Below are 17,484 nucleotides of genomic sequence, written 5' to 3'. Positions count from 1 at the left end.
CGGTGCCGGGCATGGACATCGATGTCACCTGTGCGGCTTTTGACCAGAAGCCGGCGCGCTGTGGCGGACGTTCCATCCTCCACGCCTTCCCGGCGCTCACTGCGTGGGGCGAGCCGGACGAGGCGCCGAAGCGGTGACCGTGACCGGGAGACACGCCTTACCCGGCGCGGAGACGCCGGGCCGGCGACCACAGCGGGGGAAAGTCGGTATGGAAACGATCATCGTGCAGCCGCCCGGCCCGGCACGGCCGGGTGAAGTCGACGCGGCCGGGCCCGAGTTGCTGCACATGGGACCGGGCGACGTCGCCGACTTCGGACGCGGGCTGCCCGGCGGCCGGGACGTCTCCATCGTCCTGCGCGACCCCGCGATCTCCCGGCGGGCGGGGCGGCTGGAGGCGGCCGAGGACTACTGGCGGCTGTCGAACTTCAGCCGTGACACCGCGTATGCGGTCGAGAACCTGGAGGGTGCCGGCGAGTACATCACCGTCGCGCCCGGTCGGCTCGGAGCTCCGGTGCCCTTCGAGTTCTCCCGAGTCGTCCTGCCCGCGTTGTCCGGGACCGTCGACTTCAAGGTGTTCGCCCCGCAGCACGCCTATCTGGACGAGCGGTCCTCGCCCGGCGCAGGGGAGTTGACCGTGCATCCCTACGCGCTCGACGCGACCGCGAAGTACTTCCTGGTGCTGGTGGCCCTGTGCGAGCCGAGGCTGCGTGACCCCTCGGACGGCACACTGCCGGGCGCCGGGGACATCGCGGAGCGGCTGCGCCCGCTGGACAGCTGTCGTCGTCTGACCCGCTCCGCGGTGAACTACCACATCGACTACCTGGCCTTCGCCAAGCTGCGCCTGGACCTCGGCGACGAGTCCGGAGCGGACGGCAACGCCCGCACCGGCGCCAAGCGCGCCCGACTGGCCTCCCTCGCCCTGCGCTTCGGTCTGGTCCGCGAGGAGCATCTCGCCCTGTTGCCGTCCCGCAGACGGCCCGTCCCGCAGGAGAGCGGAGCGTGAACACGTCAGGCGCTGAGGAGGGCGCCCTGCAGACACCGCGGCTGCCCGCGGGTTTCCGTATCGACGGCTGGGAGTTGGACGCCGTCATCGGCTCGGGCGGCTGGGGGACCGTGTACGAGGCCCGCGCGGTCGCCGATGGCGTGATCGCGGCGGTCAAGGTACTGCCGACCGGTGCCCTGGCGCCCGGTCAGCGTGCCGCGCTCGGTGAACTGGTCGAGCGTGAGGTGCGGTTCAGCGCCGAGGCGGACCATCCGCACCTCGTGCGGACGCATGCCGTGTGCACCGTGGACGCGCCGGACCTGCCCGCGCTGGACGGGGCGATCGCGCTCGTCATGGACCGTGCCGAGGCGAGTCTGCGGCAGGTGCTGGACGCCGCCGGGACGGGCGGACCGATCCGGGACGCCCTGCGGGTCCTGCGCGGCGTCGCGGCCGGGCTCGCCCATATGCACGGCGCCGGCTGGGTGCACGGCGACCTCAAACCCGCCAACGTGCTGCTGGGCGCGGGCGGCGCGGTCTGGCTCGCCGACTTCGGCCTGGCCACCGAACTCGACGGCACCCACGCCTATGTGCCGCCGCTCGGCACGCTCGACCATGTGCCGCCCGAGTGGTGGTCCCAGCGCACCGGAGCCGGCGGGACGGTGGTGCGGCCGACCGCCGACATCTGGGCCTTCGGCGTACTGGCCCACCAGGTGCTCACCGGCGGCCTGCACCCGTTCCCCGGCGCCACCGCGCGCGCCCGCTCACTCGCCGCACAGGCCTACGCCCGCGGCACGGCGCCCCTGCGCCTGGACGCCGGACTCGACGACGACTGGCGCCGACTCATCGGGGACTGTCTGACACCCGACCACGCCGGCCGCCAACGCCACACCGCCGCGAGCCTCTCCGCCCGGATCGAGCGACTGGCGAGCCCGCGTGGCCGACGCCGGCTGCTGCCGGTCGCCGCCGCGGCGCTCGCCGCGCTGTCGGCCGCCGCGGTCGCCGGGGCCGCGCTGCTCGGGGGCGGCGCAGGCGCAGCCGACGACGAGGACGACCAGGGGCGCGGCACACCAGCCGTCGTCACCGGCGCGCACAGCCCGGCCGCCGGGGAGATCCCGGAGGACTCCGACGTACCCGAAGCGCTGCGACCGGTCATCGTGAAGGCCGCCCACCGCTGCACCGACGCGGAGGTCACGCCCGCGTTCCTCGCCGCCATGCTCAAGGCCGAGAGCGGCTTCGACGTGAACGCGGCCCGCCCGGCGAGCGAGGAGTACGGCATCGCCATGTGGACGCCGTCGGTGTTCCGGGCCTGGGCGGTCGACGGCGACGGCGACGGGGACAAGGACTACCGGTCGCCACCGGACGCGATCTCCACGATGTCGCTGTACGTGTGCTGGCTCGACCAGCAGTTCAAGAAGGCCGACATGCCCGCCGAGGATCTTCCCGCGCTGATGGCGGCCGGATATCGCACGAGCGACCGCACCGTCATCACGGAGGGCGGCGTCCCCGCACGCGTGCGGCCCCATGTCGACAAAGTGCTCCGCTTCCTCGCCGCCTACGAGCGGTGAGGAAGCGGAGCTGTCGCCCGGGGCTGCTCAGCAGTCCCTGACGTCCGGCATCTTGTTGTCGGGCGAGTTGATGTAGATGTTGGAGATCCAGCCGTCGTACTGGGGGAGATAGGCCCACCAGTCGTTGGTGTAGGGCGGTACGTGGACCTCCTCGCCCCTCGCCTGGCAGCCCACCAACACCTCGACTCCAGCGGGTAGCCGGGTGATCGGTGAGGTGCCCGTGGAGGGGTCGGTGCGGACGTTCACACGCTCGCTCCACGTGCCGTACCACCATCCCGCGGGCCGCGCGGCTCCGGGGACGTTCAGGGAACGGGTCAGCCGGCCGATGTCCGTGTACGCCTTCCCGTACGACGTGCCGACGGGATGCAGCGTGAACACGGCCACGATGGACCGGTCATGGGCGCCCACGGTGCCCGTGCTGTGCAGCGCGGGCCGGGTCAGGTCCACGTCCGCGGCGGCGACCGGGCCTGCCGTGCGCGTCGCGGCAGCGGCGCGCGGCGGGCCGCAGGTGCCCTTCTCGTACGACGATCCCGCCCAGCCCTGCTTCACCGCCCACGGTTTCCCGAACGCCCCGGCGACGCCGAAGTGCTGGTCGAAGCCGTCCGAGGCGCAGCGGGTGGACTGGCGCAGGTTCCCCATCACGAAGTCGCGCACGGGGCCGGGCGCCGAGTCCAGGAGGTAGCGGTAGATCGTCACCGTGTCGCGGGCGGAGAGCGCGGTGTAGCCCCAGTAGTCCTCGTATCCGGCGGGCGGTGGTGCCGTGTCCTGGAGGCCGAGGCGGCTCACCATGCGGGTGATGATCGCCGTACCGCCGTTCTCCGACCAGTAGGTGTCGGCCGCGTCGTCGTCGCTGCTGCGCAGCATCGGCTCCAGCCATGCCCGGTCGGCGGTGGGCACGGTGTGGTCGGGGCCCAGGTTCCACAGGTGGTCCAGCGCCAGCAGCAGCTTGACGACCGAGGCGGAGCGGAAGCGGGTGCCCGAGTTGAGCTGCTCGGTGAACGTACCGTTCTCGCGGTCGAAGACGGCGACCCCGGCGCTGACGCCGGAGGGCACTTCGACGGACGCGGCGGCGGGCCGCACCGGCTGCCCGGCCGGGGCATCGGCGGCGGCGGAGCCCGCCGCGCCGCCGGTCAACAGCAGCGCGACGGCGGCAGCGAGAAGCCGGCGCCTCACAGGTAGTGCTCCCTGAGGTTGAGGGAGTTGATCGGAGTGAGGTCGACGTACCAGCCCTCCTGCGGGGGGATGGACTCGTGGCAGTCCGTGTTGACGGACTTGCACAGCTCGACGAGGGCGCCGTCGTACTGGTTGTTGAAGACCCAGTGGTTGCCGTACTGGTTGTAGAGGGGGTGGAACCCGTAGGAGTAGAAGATGTGGCTCGGGTGCGGGTTGTCGACGGGGGTCACGTTCTCCGGGTAGATGCAGACGGCGCCGTAGGGGCAGCCGTCCCACGTGCCGCCTTCGGCCTGGGCCTGGGCGGCGCCGGTCAGAACGGCGGCGACGGTGAGGGCGAGCGCGGCGACGCCGTGCAGGATTCTGCGCATGGTCATGCCTTTCGTGCCTTTTCGTGGTGAGGGCTGGGAAGCGGGAAGTCCGGCGGGCTCTACCACCAGTCGGAGCAGCGGACCACGCCGTTCGACTTCAGCGAGCCACAGACCCGGAACTGGTACTGCGGGTCGGTGCTGGTGCGGCGGAACGGCGTGGTCAGGCTCTGTCCCGCGGAGCGGACGGTGAAGGGTCCGCACTGGAGCCAGGGGGACACGGCCTGATCGTGGTCCCAGCCGCCCGCACGCCAGTCCATCCAGACGTTGTCGCCGGGCTGGGTCCGGCCGCCGATCTTGCCGAAGGCGATCTGCTGGCCGACGTAGACGCCCTTCTCCAGCGTGATGCGGACGCTGCCGAGGCTGAAGTCGGCGGGCTTGTCGGTGTCGCCCTCGGCGCCGTCGGGGTGGTCGCGGAAGCCGCGTGCGCCGCCTTCGCAGTCGGCGGCCGAGGCGTGTGCGGGCTGCGCGGGCTGAGCGACGAAGACGCCGGTGGTGACCGCGCACAAGGCGGCGGCCGTGGCGAGGGTGGAGCGGAACAGGCGCATGAGAGCCGTCTCTTCCTGTGTGTGGAGGGTGCCCCGCTGTGCGGCCGGGGCCTGGAAGACGACTCGAACCCTAGAAAGGGGAGCGGGGTCCGCGGTCCTGACGGATGTCAGGGTGGCGGTCGCTCCCCGTGGGGGCGGCCGGGTACGGTCCGCGGGCTCACCCCGACAACAGGCTGACCAGCGCCCCGCCCGAGGCCGTGCGCCGGGCCACCACGTGTTGTCCCCGTCGCTCCCGGGTGAGAAGCCCGGCCGCCTCCAGCTGACCGCAGTGGTATGTCACGGTCGCCGGCGTGCAGTTGAGCGTGGAAGCCAGGGAGCCCATGGTGCACGGGCGAGCCAGCTCGCGCAGGATCCCCGCCCGCAGGAGGCCCACCACGAGCTTGAGCGGATCCCGTTCGGCGGTGGCTTCCCGAGTGGTCCACAGCGTGTTCAGGCCGGGCACGGGATAGCCGAACCACACGGCGTCGGAACGATCGAAACTGAAGACCGAGGCACCGTTGCCCGACACGATCGGCACCAGCACCACGCGGCGGGAACCCCGCTCGAACGTCTCGGGGTGCGGATCGGGCACGTACAGCGTCTGCCCGGCGAAGCGGATCTTGGGCCCGAGCCCGGCGAGGACGAGCGGCAGGGCGTCGCTGACGACCGCCACGCCCACGCGCTCGGTCTCCCGGGCGAGCAGGGAGCCGGCCCGCGCCCAGATCGGCCCGAAGGCCTCCCACACGGCGCCGAGAATGGCCGCGTACGCGTGGATGAAGGCTTTCGGCCGGTCGACGACCGACTGCCACTGCCGGGGGAGCGTCCCCCCGAAGTCCGTCTCCAGCTCCCGCAGCAGCAGCTGAGGTGGGACCTCCGCCAGACGATCGAGCTGGACGGAGAGATCGGTCTCCCACAGCGGCGCCGTGGGCGTGAGGCAGTCGGGGACCATAGAGTACTCGCGGGTGAACAGCGGCCGCAGCACCGCCTCCGCCCCCTCGGGCACCGCCGAGCGCAGCGCGTGTCGCCAGGTGGGGTGCAGGCCCTGGGAGCGGCCGCCCAGCGCATCCGCGACGAGCGACATCAGGGTGACGCCGGGCTGCGCCACGACAGACACCGGCACTGTTTCCAGCGGCCCCAGACATAACTCGGAGAACCGCGCCATGAACACCCCCCGTTGACGTACGACCACCCCTTGGGACGCACGGGGTTCGGCAAGGGTTTCGAAGAACTGGGGCAAGGACGCCGACCGGGACACGTTTCGAAGCCTCTCGAAATGCTGGGTCGGGCTCCTGCCTTTGAACAGACTGTGTCCGACCACGGGGGACCGGCGGCGGCTGACCACCGCGCATGTCGCTGTGCTCCGCGCCCTGCCCCCTGCCTGATGCGGCGGACTGCTCCCGCCCTCTGTGCCCTGCTCTTCGACCCGAGGAACCGACATGAGGCCGAACAACCGCCGACGCAAGGCCGCCGGCGCCACCCTGATCGCCGCGCTCGCCGCCGGTGTCGTCCCCGCCGCCAACGCCCACGCAGCGCCTGCCGTTCCCGGTGCCACCCGCGCGGTGTACGGCGCCGGGAAGACCACACCCGCTCCCGACATGGAAGGCGTCGTCGCCGCCCTGAACGCCGCCATGGCCGAGGGCGCACCGGGAGCGATGGCCCGGTTCACCGGCCCCGAGGGCGTCCAGGCCCGGACCGTGGGAGTACGCGACCGGGACTCGGGCGCCGCCATGGACATCCGCGCACGCTTCCGGATCGGAAGCGTCAGCAAGACCTTCTCCAGCGTGGTGCTGCTCCAACTGGTGCAGGAGGGAAGACTGGAGCTCGACGCGCCGGTGAACCGCTACCTTCCCGGGCTGCTGCCCGACGACCGGATCACGGTGCGGCACTTGCTGACCCACCGCAGTGGACTCGCGGACTACACCGACGCGATGTTCGAGCACACCGTGCCCGGCTTCGAGGCCGTACGCAACCGGGTCTTCAGCCATCAAGAACTGGTGGACCTCTCGCTGAGCGAGCCCCGCACCACCGAGCCCGGCGTCTCGTACAAGTACTCCAACACCAACTTCGTGGTCCTCGGCATGCTCATCGAGAAGACCACCGGGAAGCCGGTCGCCCAGGAGTACCAGCGCCGCATCATCGGGCCGCTGGGGCTGCGCGACACCTCGTACGTGCACCCCGACGTCCGCATCGCGGGGCTGCGCGTACGCGGCTATCTGCACCCCGACGAGGCCGGCGCGCCGCTGGTGGACTCGACGGAGCAGACGGTCTCCTGGGCGCAGTCGGCCGGTGCGGTCATCTCCAGCCCTGCGGATCTGAACACCTTCGTGACCGCGCTGATGCGGGGCAGGCTGCTGTCGCCGCGGATGCTGGAGGCGATGACCACCGTCACCCCGACCGACACCACCAACACCCGCTTCTACGGGCTCGGTCTGCGCCGCTACGACCTGTCCTGCGGTACGCGGGTCTACGGCCACACCGGCACCGTGCAGGGGTACTACACCTATGCCTTCGCGACCCGCGACGGCCGGCGCAGCCTCTCCGCGATGGCGAACACCTCGAACAAGGGGTCCGCCAACACGGCGCTCGGCGGCACGCTCGAGGCCGCGTTCTGCGGCAAGAAGCCGGCCGCGACGGCGCCGGCGCCCGCGCGGCCCGGGTCCTTCGCGCCCCCGGCCGAGTCGGACCTGCCCGAACAGCGCTGAGTTCCGACCACCATCGGAGAGCCATGCTGCGGGTGCACTTCACCGCCGACGACCTCGCGCGCGTACGCGTCGCCGCCGCCCCCGATCCCCTCTGGGAGATCGCCAACAGTTTCCAGACCCTGATCAGCGGGGAAGCGCCCCTGCTGTTCGGCCAGTGGCGCAAGATGGTGCTGCCCCGGCTGGGGCGGGCGCACGTGCTGCTCGCCGCCCTGCTGCCGCCCCGCGGCTACTCCCCGGACTTCCTCACGCCCGACCTGCGCGGTTCCTTCGACCTGGCGGGCGCGGTCGACACCGTGCTCGCCACGCCCAGGACCCGGCTGCGCGGCGACCTGACCCGGCTCGCCGCCTCGACGCACCGCCGACATCCGCTGCCGCCCGTCACCCGCGCCCTGGCCGAGGGGGAGCCGGCAGCCCTGCGCCGGTTGGGCACCGCCCTGCACGCCCACCACCACAGCGCACTCGCCCCGTTCTGGCCCCGGCTCCGGGCCCACGTGGACGCCGACCGGGCACTGCGCTCCCGGGACGTGCTGGACGGCGGCACCGACGGCCTGCTGGCGGGGTTCCGTCCCGTGCTGCGCTGGCAGCCGCCCGTGCTGGAGGCCGACTATCCGGTCCATCGCGAAGTACACCTGGGCGGGCGGGGACTGCTGCTCCAGCCGTCCTTCTTCTGCCTGCGAAGACCGGTCACGCTCGCCGACGACACGCTGGTGCCCGTCCTGGTGTACCCGATCCAGCACACGCTCGGCTGGGCCGGGGAGGCCGTCGGCACGGAGGGAGGCGCGCCGCTGGGGGCTCTCATCGGCCGTACCCGCGCCGCCATCCTGGAGGACGTCGTCGTGGGCAGGACGACCGGTGAACTCGCCGTGCGCTTCGGCGTATCCGGCGCGGCGGTCAGCCAGCACACCGCGATACTGCGCGGCGCGGGCCTGCTGGTGAGCGTGCGCCGCGGCAGGAACGTCCTGCACACCATCACCCCCACGGGCCTTGCTCTGCTCGACGGCGCACGGGTCGTCGATTAAGCCACGGCTTCAACGTGTGGCACAGGAAAGCGAGTCGGCAACAGCCTTGAGGACAGGCACGAAGAAACAGGAGGTTCAACGAATGCACACAGCGCGTGCCCAGCGTTCCGTCCTCGGCGTCCTCGGCGCCCTGATCCTCGCTCTGGCGGCCGTGTTCGCCGCCGGACCCGCCCAGGCCTCGGCGCCCTCGGCCGGCGCGGCGTCCGGCCACCGGCAGATCGCACCGCCCGCGCCGCAGGGCGCCCAGGCGGCCGATGCCTCCATCGCGGCCGTCTCCCCGGGGATCTCCCCGGCCGTCCGCACCGAGCACGTCGCCTCGGGCGGCTCCTTCAGCTGCGGCGACGGCAACTTCTGCACCGCCGTATGGGACCCCACCACCGGGGACTGGAAGATCTTCTTCCTGTACGAATGCCTGCGCTACTCCGTGTCGAACTGGCTCGGCGAGGGCGCCTACTACAACCAGCAGACCGGCAACCCCACGGCCACCTTCTACGGCCAGAGCGGCAACGTCCTGCACACCAGCCAGCCCGACGGCGGCATCGGGTGGGACTACAACTGGGACGCGGTCTGGTCCATCCGCAACTGCTGACCGGCCCGCCCACCGACCAGGGGCCCGGGGTGACCACCACCCCGGGCCCCTTCACGCAGGCGTGGGGCACGGTGGGGGCAACACCGGCACCCACCCGAACTGTTCGAGAAGTTCTTCTCCGCCCACGAACTGCCCGTGAGGATCACCCCCTCGGCCCCGGCCGACTCGCCCGCAGGGTGATCACCGCATACGTCTCCCCGTTCCTGGGCGGCCGCGTCCAGGAGCGGGTGGCGAACGTGTGCAGACGTCCGTTCACGATGGCGTGACGCGGCAGACGAACCCCGAACTCCCCGGCGACCGCTTCCAGGAGCGACCGTTCCGCGTCGGTTCCGTCCTCCGGGGAACCGAAGAACCGGCTCGGGTCCAGCGCCCGCGGTATCTCCCCGCTCCGCCGGACCTCTCCGTCCGCGTACGTGAAGGCGTACTGCTCGACCCCGTCCCGCGCCACCGACAGGTGGAAGAAGGGCTGTCCGTGCCAGGTCCTCAGGCCGCTCCACACCACCACCGCGCGGGTACCCGCGCCGACGGCCGCCGCCGCGGCCGGGGAGACGAACCGCTGCCGGTGGAACGGGGCGGGATCACCGTCGAAGGCGAAGCTCCAGCCGGGGCCGGCCCGGCCGACCGCGACGAGAGCACTGTCGTCGTAGGACGAGAACTCCCCCTGTTCGTGCAGCGACTTCTGGCGCGCCTCCCAGAAGGTCATGGGTTCGTTCAGCACGGTGCCGTCCCCGTCCGCGAGACATCCGGGCAGCTCCTCCGGCTCCACCCCCTCCACCAGGACGAACCGGTAGGACGTGCGGTTGTTGCCCGGGTCCGGCTCCGCGAGCCACGCAAGGCCGCCCGGGTCGAGCCCGGCCGTCCGCCCCGGTGCCTCCCCCGCCTGCCCGCCCCTCGGAGTGGACAGCACCTCGCGGCCCCGCTCCGGAGTCAGCAGCGGCCCGAGCACGGGGTCGGCCACCCACCCCAGCGGCGCCAGGTGGTCCGGCCCCAGCGGCTCCCACAGGGGCACGGCGTCCCTCAGCGTCCGCCACGCCCCGTCGGTGTCTCCCCACCGCGCCAGCTCCCGCGCCCGCTCGACCGCCTCCCCGAACGGTCCGGCCGCCGTGTACCGGTACGTGCCGCTCCGCACCTGGTCAAGCGTTGTGTACGCCAATGACACCAGGTCCTCGTCGGCACCCGGCAGATGGAACCTCAACGTGGAGTCGTCCCGGTACGAGTGCGCCGCGTGCTCGGCGACCAGCGGCGGCAGCAGGTCGGGCGCGTACCGCGGGTCCGTCACCACGTCCCCGTAGTACACCGTGGAGGTCTGTCCGAGCAGGCGGCGTATCTGGTCGCCCAGCCCGGCGGCCCGCGGTCTGCCGTACTCCCTGGCCTCGTCGAGCGCCTTCCCGGCCCGCTCCCAGCCGCCGCGCAGCGCCTCCAGCCGGGCCTCTTCCACCTGGGCGTCCAGCCTCCGCGTCGTGTCGTTGGCGAACACCGGCTCGCCGTCGCCGCGGTGCGCCCGCAGGCTGTGGAACTCCCGGTGCATCTCCCGCATGAACTCGAGAAAGCTCGCGTGCCGCTCGGGCGGTTCGGCCCGCCAGCTCGCCCACGTGTACACGGCCCACTCACCGTCCTCGTCCACGTCCTCGGGATCCATCAGGACGTGGGTGATGTCGGACTCCACGTCGAGCTGCAGGCCGCGCCGCCAGATGTCCACCTCCCGCCGCTCCTCGGGCCCGGCGTCGTCGTCCAGGTACTCCTCGAACATGTCCGCGAGCCCCGACTCGTCGTTGTGCCAGCGCGCGTCCTCGGTCCCCGCCAGCAGCCACACGAACCCGCCCGCGTGCCGCCACCCGTCACTGACCTGGAGGAACTCCCGGTATGACGGGGGCATCCGCCGGCCGAGGCGCCCCTCCATGGCTGCGATCCGCTCCTCGGACGCGGGCGGGAACCCCAGCCACCGCGCCTGCCGCGCGACCTCGTCGTCCTCGCCCCGCGTCTCGTCGTCCGGGAGGGAATCCGCCCACTCCCCACTCCACTCGAGCAGGAAGGACCGCCAGTCGAACCCCGTGGTATCCGTCATACGTCCGATGCTGCCACCCACCACTGACAGCGCCCCGCCGCCGGCCACGGCCGACGGGACCCGCTCGTAAAGGCAGGTGGTGCGGTGTCACGTGGGTGCGCCGTGGTCCAGGAGGAGAGGGTTCGGCAGATCGGCGGCGGGGTTCATGCGCAGGAGGGTGTGGACGACTCCGGCGAGGCCGGCCATGAGGCTGGGGGAGAAGGCCTCGCGGGCCAGGCCCCCGGTGGGCCCGCGCTGTTCGAGGCTGGTGAGGATCTCCGCGTCCGGTTGGGCGGTGTGGGCGGGGTCGAGCGCGGTGAGGAGTTCCCAGAGGCCGAGGTCGCCGTGGCAGAGGGTGTGGCTCCAGCCGAAGCCCTCGGCGGTACAGGCGCGGGCGGCGCGCTGTGCCAGGTCGAGGTGGGCGGGATCGCCCGTGCGCCGGTGGAGGTCGAGCATGGCGATGCCGATGCCCGCGCTGCCGTGGCACCAGCTGGTGAAGAAGTCCTCCTCGGCGCCGATGCGGGCGTCGAGCCAGTTGCCCTGGCGCGGGTCCCAGAGGGATTCCTGGAAGGCGAAGGCCTGTTCGGCGAGGAGCCGCCAGCCGCCCCGTTCGGCGGCGGTGCCCGCGTCGCTGAGGGAGAGGCGGGCCAGGGCCCAACCGATGCCGGTGGCCCCGTGGGCGAAGCCGCCGATGCCCTGCGGGTTGAGCCGGGTGGTCCAGCGGGCGCCGGCGTCGTCGAGCACGGCCAGCCGGCTCAGCCGACGGCCGATTCGGGCGGCGGCGGCGAGCCAGCGGTCCTGTCCGGTCGCGGCGGCCAGATCGAGCAGTGGGACGACGGCGCCGGCGGCCCCGTTGAGGAGGTCGACCTCGACGTCGTCGGCGATGAGCCGGCCCTGTGCCAGGGGCAGTGCCCGCCCGGCCGCCCTCCGCAGCAGCCAGGCCTCACCGAGGACGCGGTGCAGCGCCAGCCATGTCCACACCTGGGACGCCGCGCCGCTGAAGGCTCCGGCCGAGGGCGGCACGGGGGTCTGGTCCTCGGTGCCGATCAGGACCCGCAGCGCCCCGTTGAAGGTGTCGCCGACGCCGGGCACCTCGTCCGCCCGTCCGGCCCGCACCTCGGCCAGATACTCCGCGAGGGCCAGCGCGACGCCGCCCTGGCCCGTGTAGAGGTCGGCGGGAAGGACCCTGATGGACCATCCGGCGGGCGTGAACACAGGGCTGATCCAGGTGACCGTGCCGTCCGCGCCGCGTACGGCTCCGTCGCACAGCCGCCGTACCATCCGCGCGGCCAGGTCACGGCGGCGCCGTTCCCGGTCCCGGGCGTGCGGGTGGTGGGCGGCGGTCTGCACCCGGCCGGGAAGCGACCGTTCGTTGAGGTAGGCGCCGACCAGGGCGTCCTGGATCACCGACTCCTCCAGCGGCAGGTCGGCGCTCTGCCAGTCCCGTACGGTGGCCTCGACCGCGGCGCTGTCCACGGCGAAGGTGCACATCGGTACGTCGCCGACGAGAAGGTCCGCGATCTCAGCGTCGACGGCCGCACGGTCGGTGGGCGCTCCGGGGAGCACCTCGGCGTTGCGGCGCAGGATGTCCCGGGCCCGTTCGACGGCTCGGGGCTCGTCGTGCAGCGACGCCGGATGCCACAGCATGCGGCCGATGTCGACGTAGGCCTGCGTGGGCCGCAGGATCCGACGGGCCCGCACGCCTTCGAAACGGCGCAGCAGCCGGTGGGGATCCGTGCCGGGGCGTCGCAGGTGCGCGGTCATCTCGCGGAACCCGGCGAGAATCCGGTCCCAGTACGCGCTGAGCACCGGGGTGGGGCTGGGATGGTTGCCCGCGGTGGGCATGGCGACCAGGCCGACCTCGAAGCGGGCGGCCGCGGTGCCGCCGTGAGCGATCACCGGGTGGGGGATCAACGGCTGCTGGCCGGGCAGCGCGCCGACCCCGGAGATGTCGACCCCGCCGAGCGCGAAACCGGTGCCGCGCACCGGCAGCAGTCCGGTGCGCAGCACCGTGCGGCGGATCGCCGCGGCCGCCACGTCCACCGCGTCGCCGCGCCCGCTGGGCGGGAACGGCGCGGGGGAGTCGAAGAGGGTCTCGGCGTCGACGACGACCGGCACCGGGCCGGCGGCGATCATGTTCTCGGCGTGCATGTCGGTGCCGCCCGCCAGGCGCAGGACGGCCAGCCAGTGTCCGATGCCGCGGTAGAAGGATGCGAGTTCGGCGTCGTCGGCGCAGTAGCGGTGGCGGACGAACTCGGCCCAGCCGTAGCCCTCGCGGGCCAGCGTCCGCGGCACCCGGATGCGCTCGTGCGGCGCCGGGGCGTCGGCGAAGTCCGCGAACAACTCCTCCAGCAGGGCGCCCAGCGCCACGTCGATGCGGGACGACCGGGGCTTGTACATGACGCTCGTGTCGTCGAGGTCGACCCGGCTGACGGTCAGTCCGCCCCGGTGGGTGTCGCCCGCCCCGAAGGTGACGGCCCGCAGCCGTCCCGGCGCCGCCGCGCACAGCGGCCGCAACAACTCCCGGTCCGCGGCGAACCGTTCGGCGAAACCGGCCGTCGCGGCCACCGACAGCCGCGCGACCGACGCGACGCGCCGGCCGACGACCGGGTAGCGGCCGGCCAGTCGGTCGAGATAGCCCTCCTCGGCGGCGTGCTCGACGAACGACTCCCAGGTCGCCGTGTCGGACGCTTCGTCTCCCGTCCCCTGGCCGTTCGCCGCGATACGCAGGGCGTGCAGTTCGATCAGGAACAGCCGGGCCAGCTTCGCGTGCAGGGACCTGAGCAGCGCGTCGTGGCCGGCTTCCAGGACCACGTCCCGTTCCTCCGTGCCGAGGGCGTCCACGTCCCTGAGCCGCCGGGCCAGCTCCTCCCGCCACGGCCGGCCCAGAGTGCGTACGGGGGCGGCGAACCATTCCGTCTCGTCCCTGTCCGCCGGCTTCACCGGAGCCGATCCGTTCACCGTCCACCGTCCCTGTTCCGCCCAGTGTGCGTCTGCCGATGCGCCTGCCGATGCGCTCCGAAGAGGCGAGGAGAACCGCGCGGCCGGCCCCGGACCACCCCCTTCCGGGGGCACGGGTGCCGGTGCGGCGCGGTTCCCCCGCTCCCGTCGTTCGACCTCACGGCCCTTGGCCTGCGGGCCGTGGGAGATGACTCAGGAGATCAGCAGCACCAGCTGCCCTGCGACCCGCTCGGGCTGGAACAGAAGCCGTAGAGGGAGTCGCTCGGGTCGGTGAGCGCGGCCTCGGCGGCGGCGCCGCCGACGTAGAGCGGCCCGGCGGGGTTGATCTGCCCGTACGCGCTTTCGGCACCCGACAGCCAGGCATCGAGCACGGCGGTGTGAACACTGATCTGTGGCATCAGCGGCCTCCGGAGACGGATATTCGGGACGGATTGCCCAGCCCTGAGTATCGCGGGGATCGAACATCTGTCAGACGGCTAATCCGGCCACACTCGGACGGGGGCCGGCGTGGCGCGAAGAACGCCTTGACGTAGGCCCCCGCAGGGGATTCCGGTGCCGTTGGCGAGTCCGGCCGCCTCATGCCCCGTCGGCGCCGGAGGCGAGGCGTACCCGGCCCACCACCGGCAGATGGTCGCTCCCCGTCGCGGCCGGCGTCCACACCTCCGTCACCACGATCCCTCTGCCGAGCACCTGGTCGATTCTCGCCATCGGGAGCGAGGCCGGCCAGCTGAAGGCGAACCCCGCGTCCGGGGCGGCGAGCCGCGACGTCAGCGGATCGAGCCCCCGGTCCTGCACGGTGCCGTTGAGGTCGCCCACGACCAGGAGCCGCCGGGCCGGGTCGGCCGCGATCAGCGCCCCGAGCAGCGCCGCGCTCTCGTCGCGTGCCGCCGAGGCGAAGCCCCGCGCACCGAGTCTGACCGACGGCAGATGGACCACGTACACCGCGACCTCTCCCTCCGGAGCGGCGACGGTGGCCCGCAGACCCCGCTGCCAGCTCTCCGGAAAGCCCAGGGGCCGGATGTCGACGGCGCGTACGTCCGAGAGGGGGTACGCGGACCAGAGCCCGACCGTTCCGCGGACCACCCGGTGAGGATGGGAGGCGGCCAGGACGGCCTCGTACTCCGGCCGGGCCGTGGGCGTCAGTTCCTCCACGGCCACGAGGTCGGCGCGGGTGGCGAGGAGCGCCCGCGCCGTGCCGACGGGGTCGGCGTTGTCGTCGCCCACATTGTGCTGGACGACGCTCAGGTCGTAGGAGCCGGGGGAGGGCGCGAACCACAGCCCGCCGAACAGCACGAGCCAGGCGAGCGTGGGCGCCAGACAGGCGAGCAGGCCCACCACCGAGCGCCGGAGCAGCGCGAGACAGCCGAGGAGCAGCACGGTCAGGCCCAGCCACGGCAGGAACGTCTCCAGGGCGCTCCCGAGGCGCCCGACCCCGTTGGGCACCGCCGAGTGGAGGACGAGCAGACCGGTGACGCCGACGGCGCATCCGACGAGCCCGAACTCCCACCTTCGCTCGCTTCGTGCCTCTCCTCGTGCGACCACACGCCTCCCTCGTCCCGACGGAGGACGCGCGCCACCGCCCACCAGTTCCGCGACGAGCCCCGTCGTACGGCGAACGTCACGGGATCAGCCCTCGCGCGACGACTCCCACGGGGTGAAGTGCGCCGTGGCCAGGACGCTCCCGTCCGGGGCCACCAGACGGGCACCGGTCACCGTCCCCGGATCGACCTCGGCCGGTGCCCCCCAATACCCGTAACCGCCGCTGAGCGGGAACGAACCCGCCGGCACCGTCGACCCGTCGGCGTGTACGAGCAGACACCGCACCGGGCCCCTGCCGGCTCCGTCGAGGTCGACGGACATGTACACCCAGCCCTCGCCACCGGCATGAGCGTAGATACGGCCCACCTCACGGCCGTCGGACACCAGGGCCGCCTCCCGCAGGCCGCCGTCCGTCCGCTGTGTGACGGCCGGTGGCGCGCCCACGACCGCCGTACCAACCGCCCACCCGCCGAAACCGCAGGCCAGGGCGGCGGCCACACCGACCGCCAACCGCCCCAGCCGGCGCCGGAGGGGCTTCGGCGCGGGCGCCGCGCCCAGCGCCCGTACGACCCGGCTCTCGAAACCGACCGGCGGCTCGGCGCCCGGCAGCAGCGTGAGCAGACCGTCACCGACCGCCGTCAGCCGCTCGACGTACTCCCGGCAGTGCGGACAGCGGTCCAGATGGGCGACCGCCTCGGCCCGCTCCCGGGCCGGAAGGACCCCGAGCGCCAGCTCGGCGCCCAGCTCCCGCAGCCGCTCGCACTCCATGCCGCTCACCGCTTCTCCTCCGTCTCGTCCGTCTCGTCCGTCTCGAGGAGCGCTCGTACCTTGAGCGTCCCGGTCCGGATCCGGGTCTTCGCCGTGCCCAGCGGAACGTCCTCGGCGTCGGCGACCTCCCGCGCCGTCATCCCGTAGATCCCGGCCATCACGAGGGCCCGCGCCTGCTCCCGGGGCAGCGCCGCCACCGCCCGCCGGACCCGCTCCGCACTGTCGTCGGCGAGCGCCCGCCGCTCGGGCGTCTCGGTCACGACGCCGAGCAGCGCGTCCAGGTCCTCGGGGGCGACCGGGTTCGCCCGCCGGGCCCGTACCGCGTCGATCGCCAGGTTGTGCGCGATGGCCGTCAGCCATGCCCGTACGGAGCCGCGCCGGGGGTCGTACACCTGTGCGTGCCGCCAGGCGCGCTCGAAGGTCTGCTGGGCGACGTCCTCGGCGAGCTGGGGATCGCCGAGGACGGCGAGGGCCACGCCGAACACCATGCGCTGGAAACGGCGCACGAACGCGACGACGAACTCGGGATCGCCCGTCGTCAGACCGGTGAGCAGTGCCTCGTCGGGCACCCGCCCGAGGGAAAGGCCCATGCGCCACATACCAGGGATACGCTCCGCGGACCGGAAGGGATTGCCCGGTTTGCCCCACTGTCGATTCTCCGTCCGAGCGATCCGTCGGGCGGCGCGATCCGTCGGGCGGAGTGCAATCCCTTGGCCCGCCGAAGCCGTACCCCTTGCGGGGGACGATCCGGAGGACCGACTCATGACCATCCCGCACACCCGCCGTCGCCTGCTCCTCGGCGTGGCCGCCTGCGGCCTGACCGCCCTGCTCGCCGCCTGCGGAGGCGGCGGCGACAGCAACGGCGCCGGTGGCACGACGACCACGAACCCGCCCAGGTCCGCCGCCCCGGGGACCAAGGTCACGGCGGAGCTGTCCGACTTCCACATCAAGTTCTCGACGCAGAAGTTCCAGCCCGGCCGGTACACCTTCACCGCGAAGAACGTCGGCAACCACGAGCACGCCCTGGAGGTCGAGGGCCCCGGCGGCGAGAACCGCAGCAGGACACTGGAGCCGGGGGAGTCCACGACCCTCACGGTGACGCTGAAGTCCGGCTCGTACGAGGTCTACTGCCCGATCGACGGACACAAGGACCTCGGCATGAAGACGAACATCACGGTCGGCGCGGCCCCGGCACCGTCCGACGGCGACACATCTCCGGGCAACGGCTACTAAAGGAACGTTCGTCCGCC

The 17,484-nt window shown here is 72.8% G+C and carries 17 protein-coding genes; 7 read left to right on the top strand and 10 right to left on the bottom strand.

The genetic code is table 11. The annotated features are described in order from the left end of the window. The first annotated feature begins 11 nt into the window (after positions 1-11). From ACLZN2_RS25345 to ACLZN2_RS25335, 3 genes are all read left to right on the top strand, one after another. Positions 12-137, top strand: coding sequence for a hypothetical protein (locus tag ACLZN2_RS25345; protein ID WP_416981308.1), 126 nt, complete (start codon positions 12-14; stop codon positions 135-137). Between the two features lie 71 nt (positions 138-208). Beyond that, positions 209-1,003, top strand: coding sequence for a serine/threonine protein kinase (locus ACLZN2_RS25340; RefSeq protein ID WP_416981307.1), 795 nt, complete (start codon positions 209-211; stop codon positions 1,001-1,003). Beyond that, complete coding sequence (locus tag ACLZN2_RS25335) at positions 1,000-2,547, top strand: serine/threonine-protein kinase (RefSeq protein ID WP_416981306.1); 1,548 nt, start codon at positions 1,000-1,002, stop codon at positions 2,545-2,547. Before ACLZN2_RS25340 ends, ACLZN2_RS25335 begins: the two co-directional genes overlap by 4 nt. Before the next feature lie 27 nt (positions 2,548-2,574). Here the strand turns inward: ACLZN2_RS25335 and ACLZN2_RS25330 are convergent, their stop codons facing one another. From ACLZN2_RS25330 to ACLZN2_RS25315, 4 genes are all read right to left on the bottom strand, one after another. Next, positions 2,575-3,720, bottom strand: a complete 1,146-nt coding sequence (locus ACLZN2_RS25330; protein WP_416981305.1) for a hypothetical protein — start codon at positions 3,718-3,720, stop codon at positions 2,575-2,577. Next, on the bottom strand, positions 3,717-4,094 hold the full coding sequence (locus ACLZN2_RS25325) for a hypothetical protein (protein ID WP_416981304.1): 378 nt from the start codon (positions 4,092-4,094) through the stop codon (positions 3,717-3,719). The genes ACLZN2_RS25330 and ACLZN2_RS25325 overlap by 4 nt, the downstream gene beginning before the upstream one ends. A gap of 53 nt (positions 4,095-4,147) precedes the next feature. Beyond that, positions 4,148-4,633, bottom strand: a complete 486-nt coding sequence (locus ACLZN2_RS25320) for a hypothetical protein (RefSeq protein WP_416981303.1) — start codon at positions 4,631-4,633, stop codon at positions 4,148-4,150. Between the two features lie 157 nt (positions 4,634-4,790). Then, positions 4,791-5,774 carry an ArsR/SmtB family transcription factor gene (locus ACLZN2_RS25315; protein ID WP_416981302.1) on the bottom strand — a complete coding sequence of 328 codons (984 nt, stop codon included), beginning with the start codon at positions 5,772-5,774 and terminating at the stop codon, positions 4,791-4,793. A 274-nt stretch (positions 5,775-6,048) separates the two neighbouring features. Here ACLZN2_RS25315 and ACLZN2_RS25310 point away from each other — a divergent pair, with 274 nt between their 5' ends. The 3 genes from ACLZN2_RS25310 to ACLZN2_RS25300 all read left to right on the top strand — a co-directional run bounded on the left by ACLZN2_RS25310 (position 6,049) and on the right by ACLZN2_RS25300 (position 8,922). Next, a complete protein-coding gene (locus ACLZN2_RS25310) occupies positions 6,049-7,314 on the top strand; it encodes a serine hydrolase domain-containing protein (RefSeq protein ID WP_416981301.1) in 1,266 nt (421 codons plus the stop codon). Between the two features lie 23 nt (positions 7,315-7,337). Then, a complete protein-coding gene (locus ACLZN2_RS25305; protein WP_416981300.1) occupies positions 7,338-8,333 on the top strand; it encodes an ArsR/SmtB family transcription factor in 996 nt (331 codons plus the stop codon). An 82-nt stretch (positions 8,334-8,415) separates the two neighbouring features. Beyond that, complete coding sequence (locus ACLZN2_RS25300; RefSeq protein ID WP_416981299.1) at positions 8,416-8,922, top strand: hypothetical protein; 507 nt, start codon at positions 8,416-8,418, stop codon at positions 8,920-8,922. A 142-nt stretch (positions 8,923-9,064) separates the two neighbouring features. Here ACLZN2_RS25300 and ACLZN2_RS25295 read toward each other — a convergent pair whose 3' ends face one another. From ACLZN2_RS25295 to ACLZN2_RS25270, 6 genes are all read right to left on the bottom strand, one after another. Then, positions 9,065-10,987, bottom strand: coding sequence for an SMI1/KNR4 family protein (locus ACLZN2_RS25295; RefSeq protein WP_416981298.1), 1,923 nt, complete (start codon positions 10,985-10,987; stop codon positions 9,065-9,067). Between the two features lie 87 nt (positions 10,988-11,074). Continuing rightward, positions 11,075-13,927, bottom strand: coding sequence for a type 2 lanthipeptide synthetase LanM family protein (locus ACLZN2_RS25290; RefSeq protein ID WP_416981297.1), 2,853 nt, complete (start codon positions 13,925-13,927; stop codon positions 11,075-11,077). 200 nt (positions 13,928-14,127) lie between these two features. Further along, positions 14,128-14,325: a DUF6229 family protein gene (locus ACLZN2_RS25285; RefSeq protein WP_416981296.1), complete on the bottom strand. Its 198-nt coding sequence runs from the start codon at positions 14,323-14,325 to the stop codon at positions 14,128-14,130. Positions 14,326-14,503: 178 nt separating this feature from the next. Beyond that, on the bottom strand, positions 14,504-15,469 hold the full coding sequence (locus ACLZN2_RS25280) for an endonuclease/exonuclease/phosphatase family protein (protein ID WP_416981295.1): 966 nt from the start codon (positions 15,467-15,469) through the stop codon (positions 14,504-14,506). An 84-nt stretch (positions 15,470-15,553) separates the two neighbouring features. Beyond that, positions 15,554-16,234, bottom strand: a complete 681-nt coding sequence (locus tag ACLZN2_RS25275) for a hypothetical protein (RefSeq protein ID WP_416981382.1) — start codon at positions 16,232-16,234, stop codon at positions 15,554-15,556. A 5-nt stretch (positions 16,235-16,239) separates the two neighbouring features. Continuing rightward, on the bottom strand, positions 16,240-16,833 hold the full coding sequence (locus ACLZN2_RS25270) for an RNA polymerase sigma factor (protein WP_416981294.1): 594 nt from the start codon (positions 16,831-16,833) through the stop codon (positions 16,240-16,242). Between the two features lie 163 nt (positions 16,834-16,996). On the opposite strand from ACLZN2_RS25270, the gene ACLZN2_RS25265 reads away from it, so the two are divergent. Continuing rightward, positions 16,997-17,467 (top strand): plastocyanin/azurin family copper-binding protein, encoded by a 471-nt coding sequence (locus tag ACLZN2_RS25265; protein ID WP_416981293.1) that lies wholly within the window; start codon positions 16,997-16,999, stop codon positions 17,465-17,467. Positions 17,468-17,484: the final 17 nt, after the last annotated feature.

Source organism: Streptomyces sp. T028 (assembly GCF_048159505.1).
GTDB lineage: Bacteria > Actinomycetota > Actinomycetes > Streptomycetales > Streptomycetaceae > Streptomyces.
This window is presented reverse-complemented; position numbering and strand designations above follow the sequence as displayed.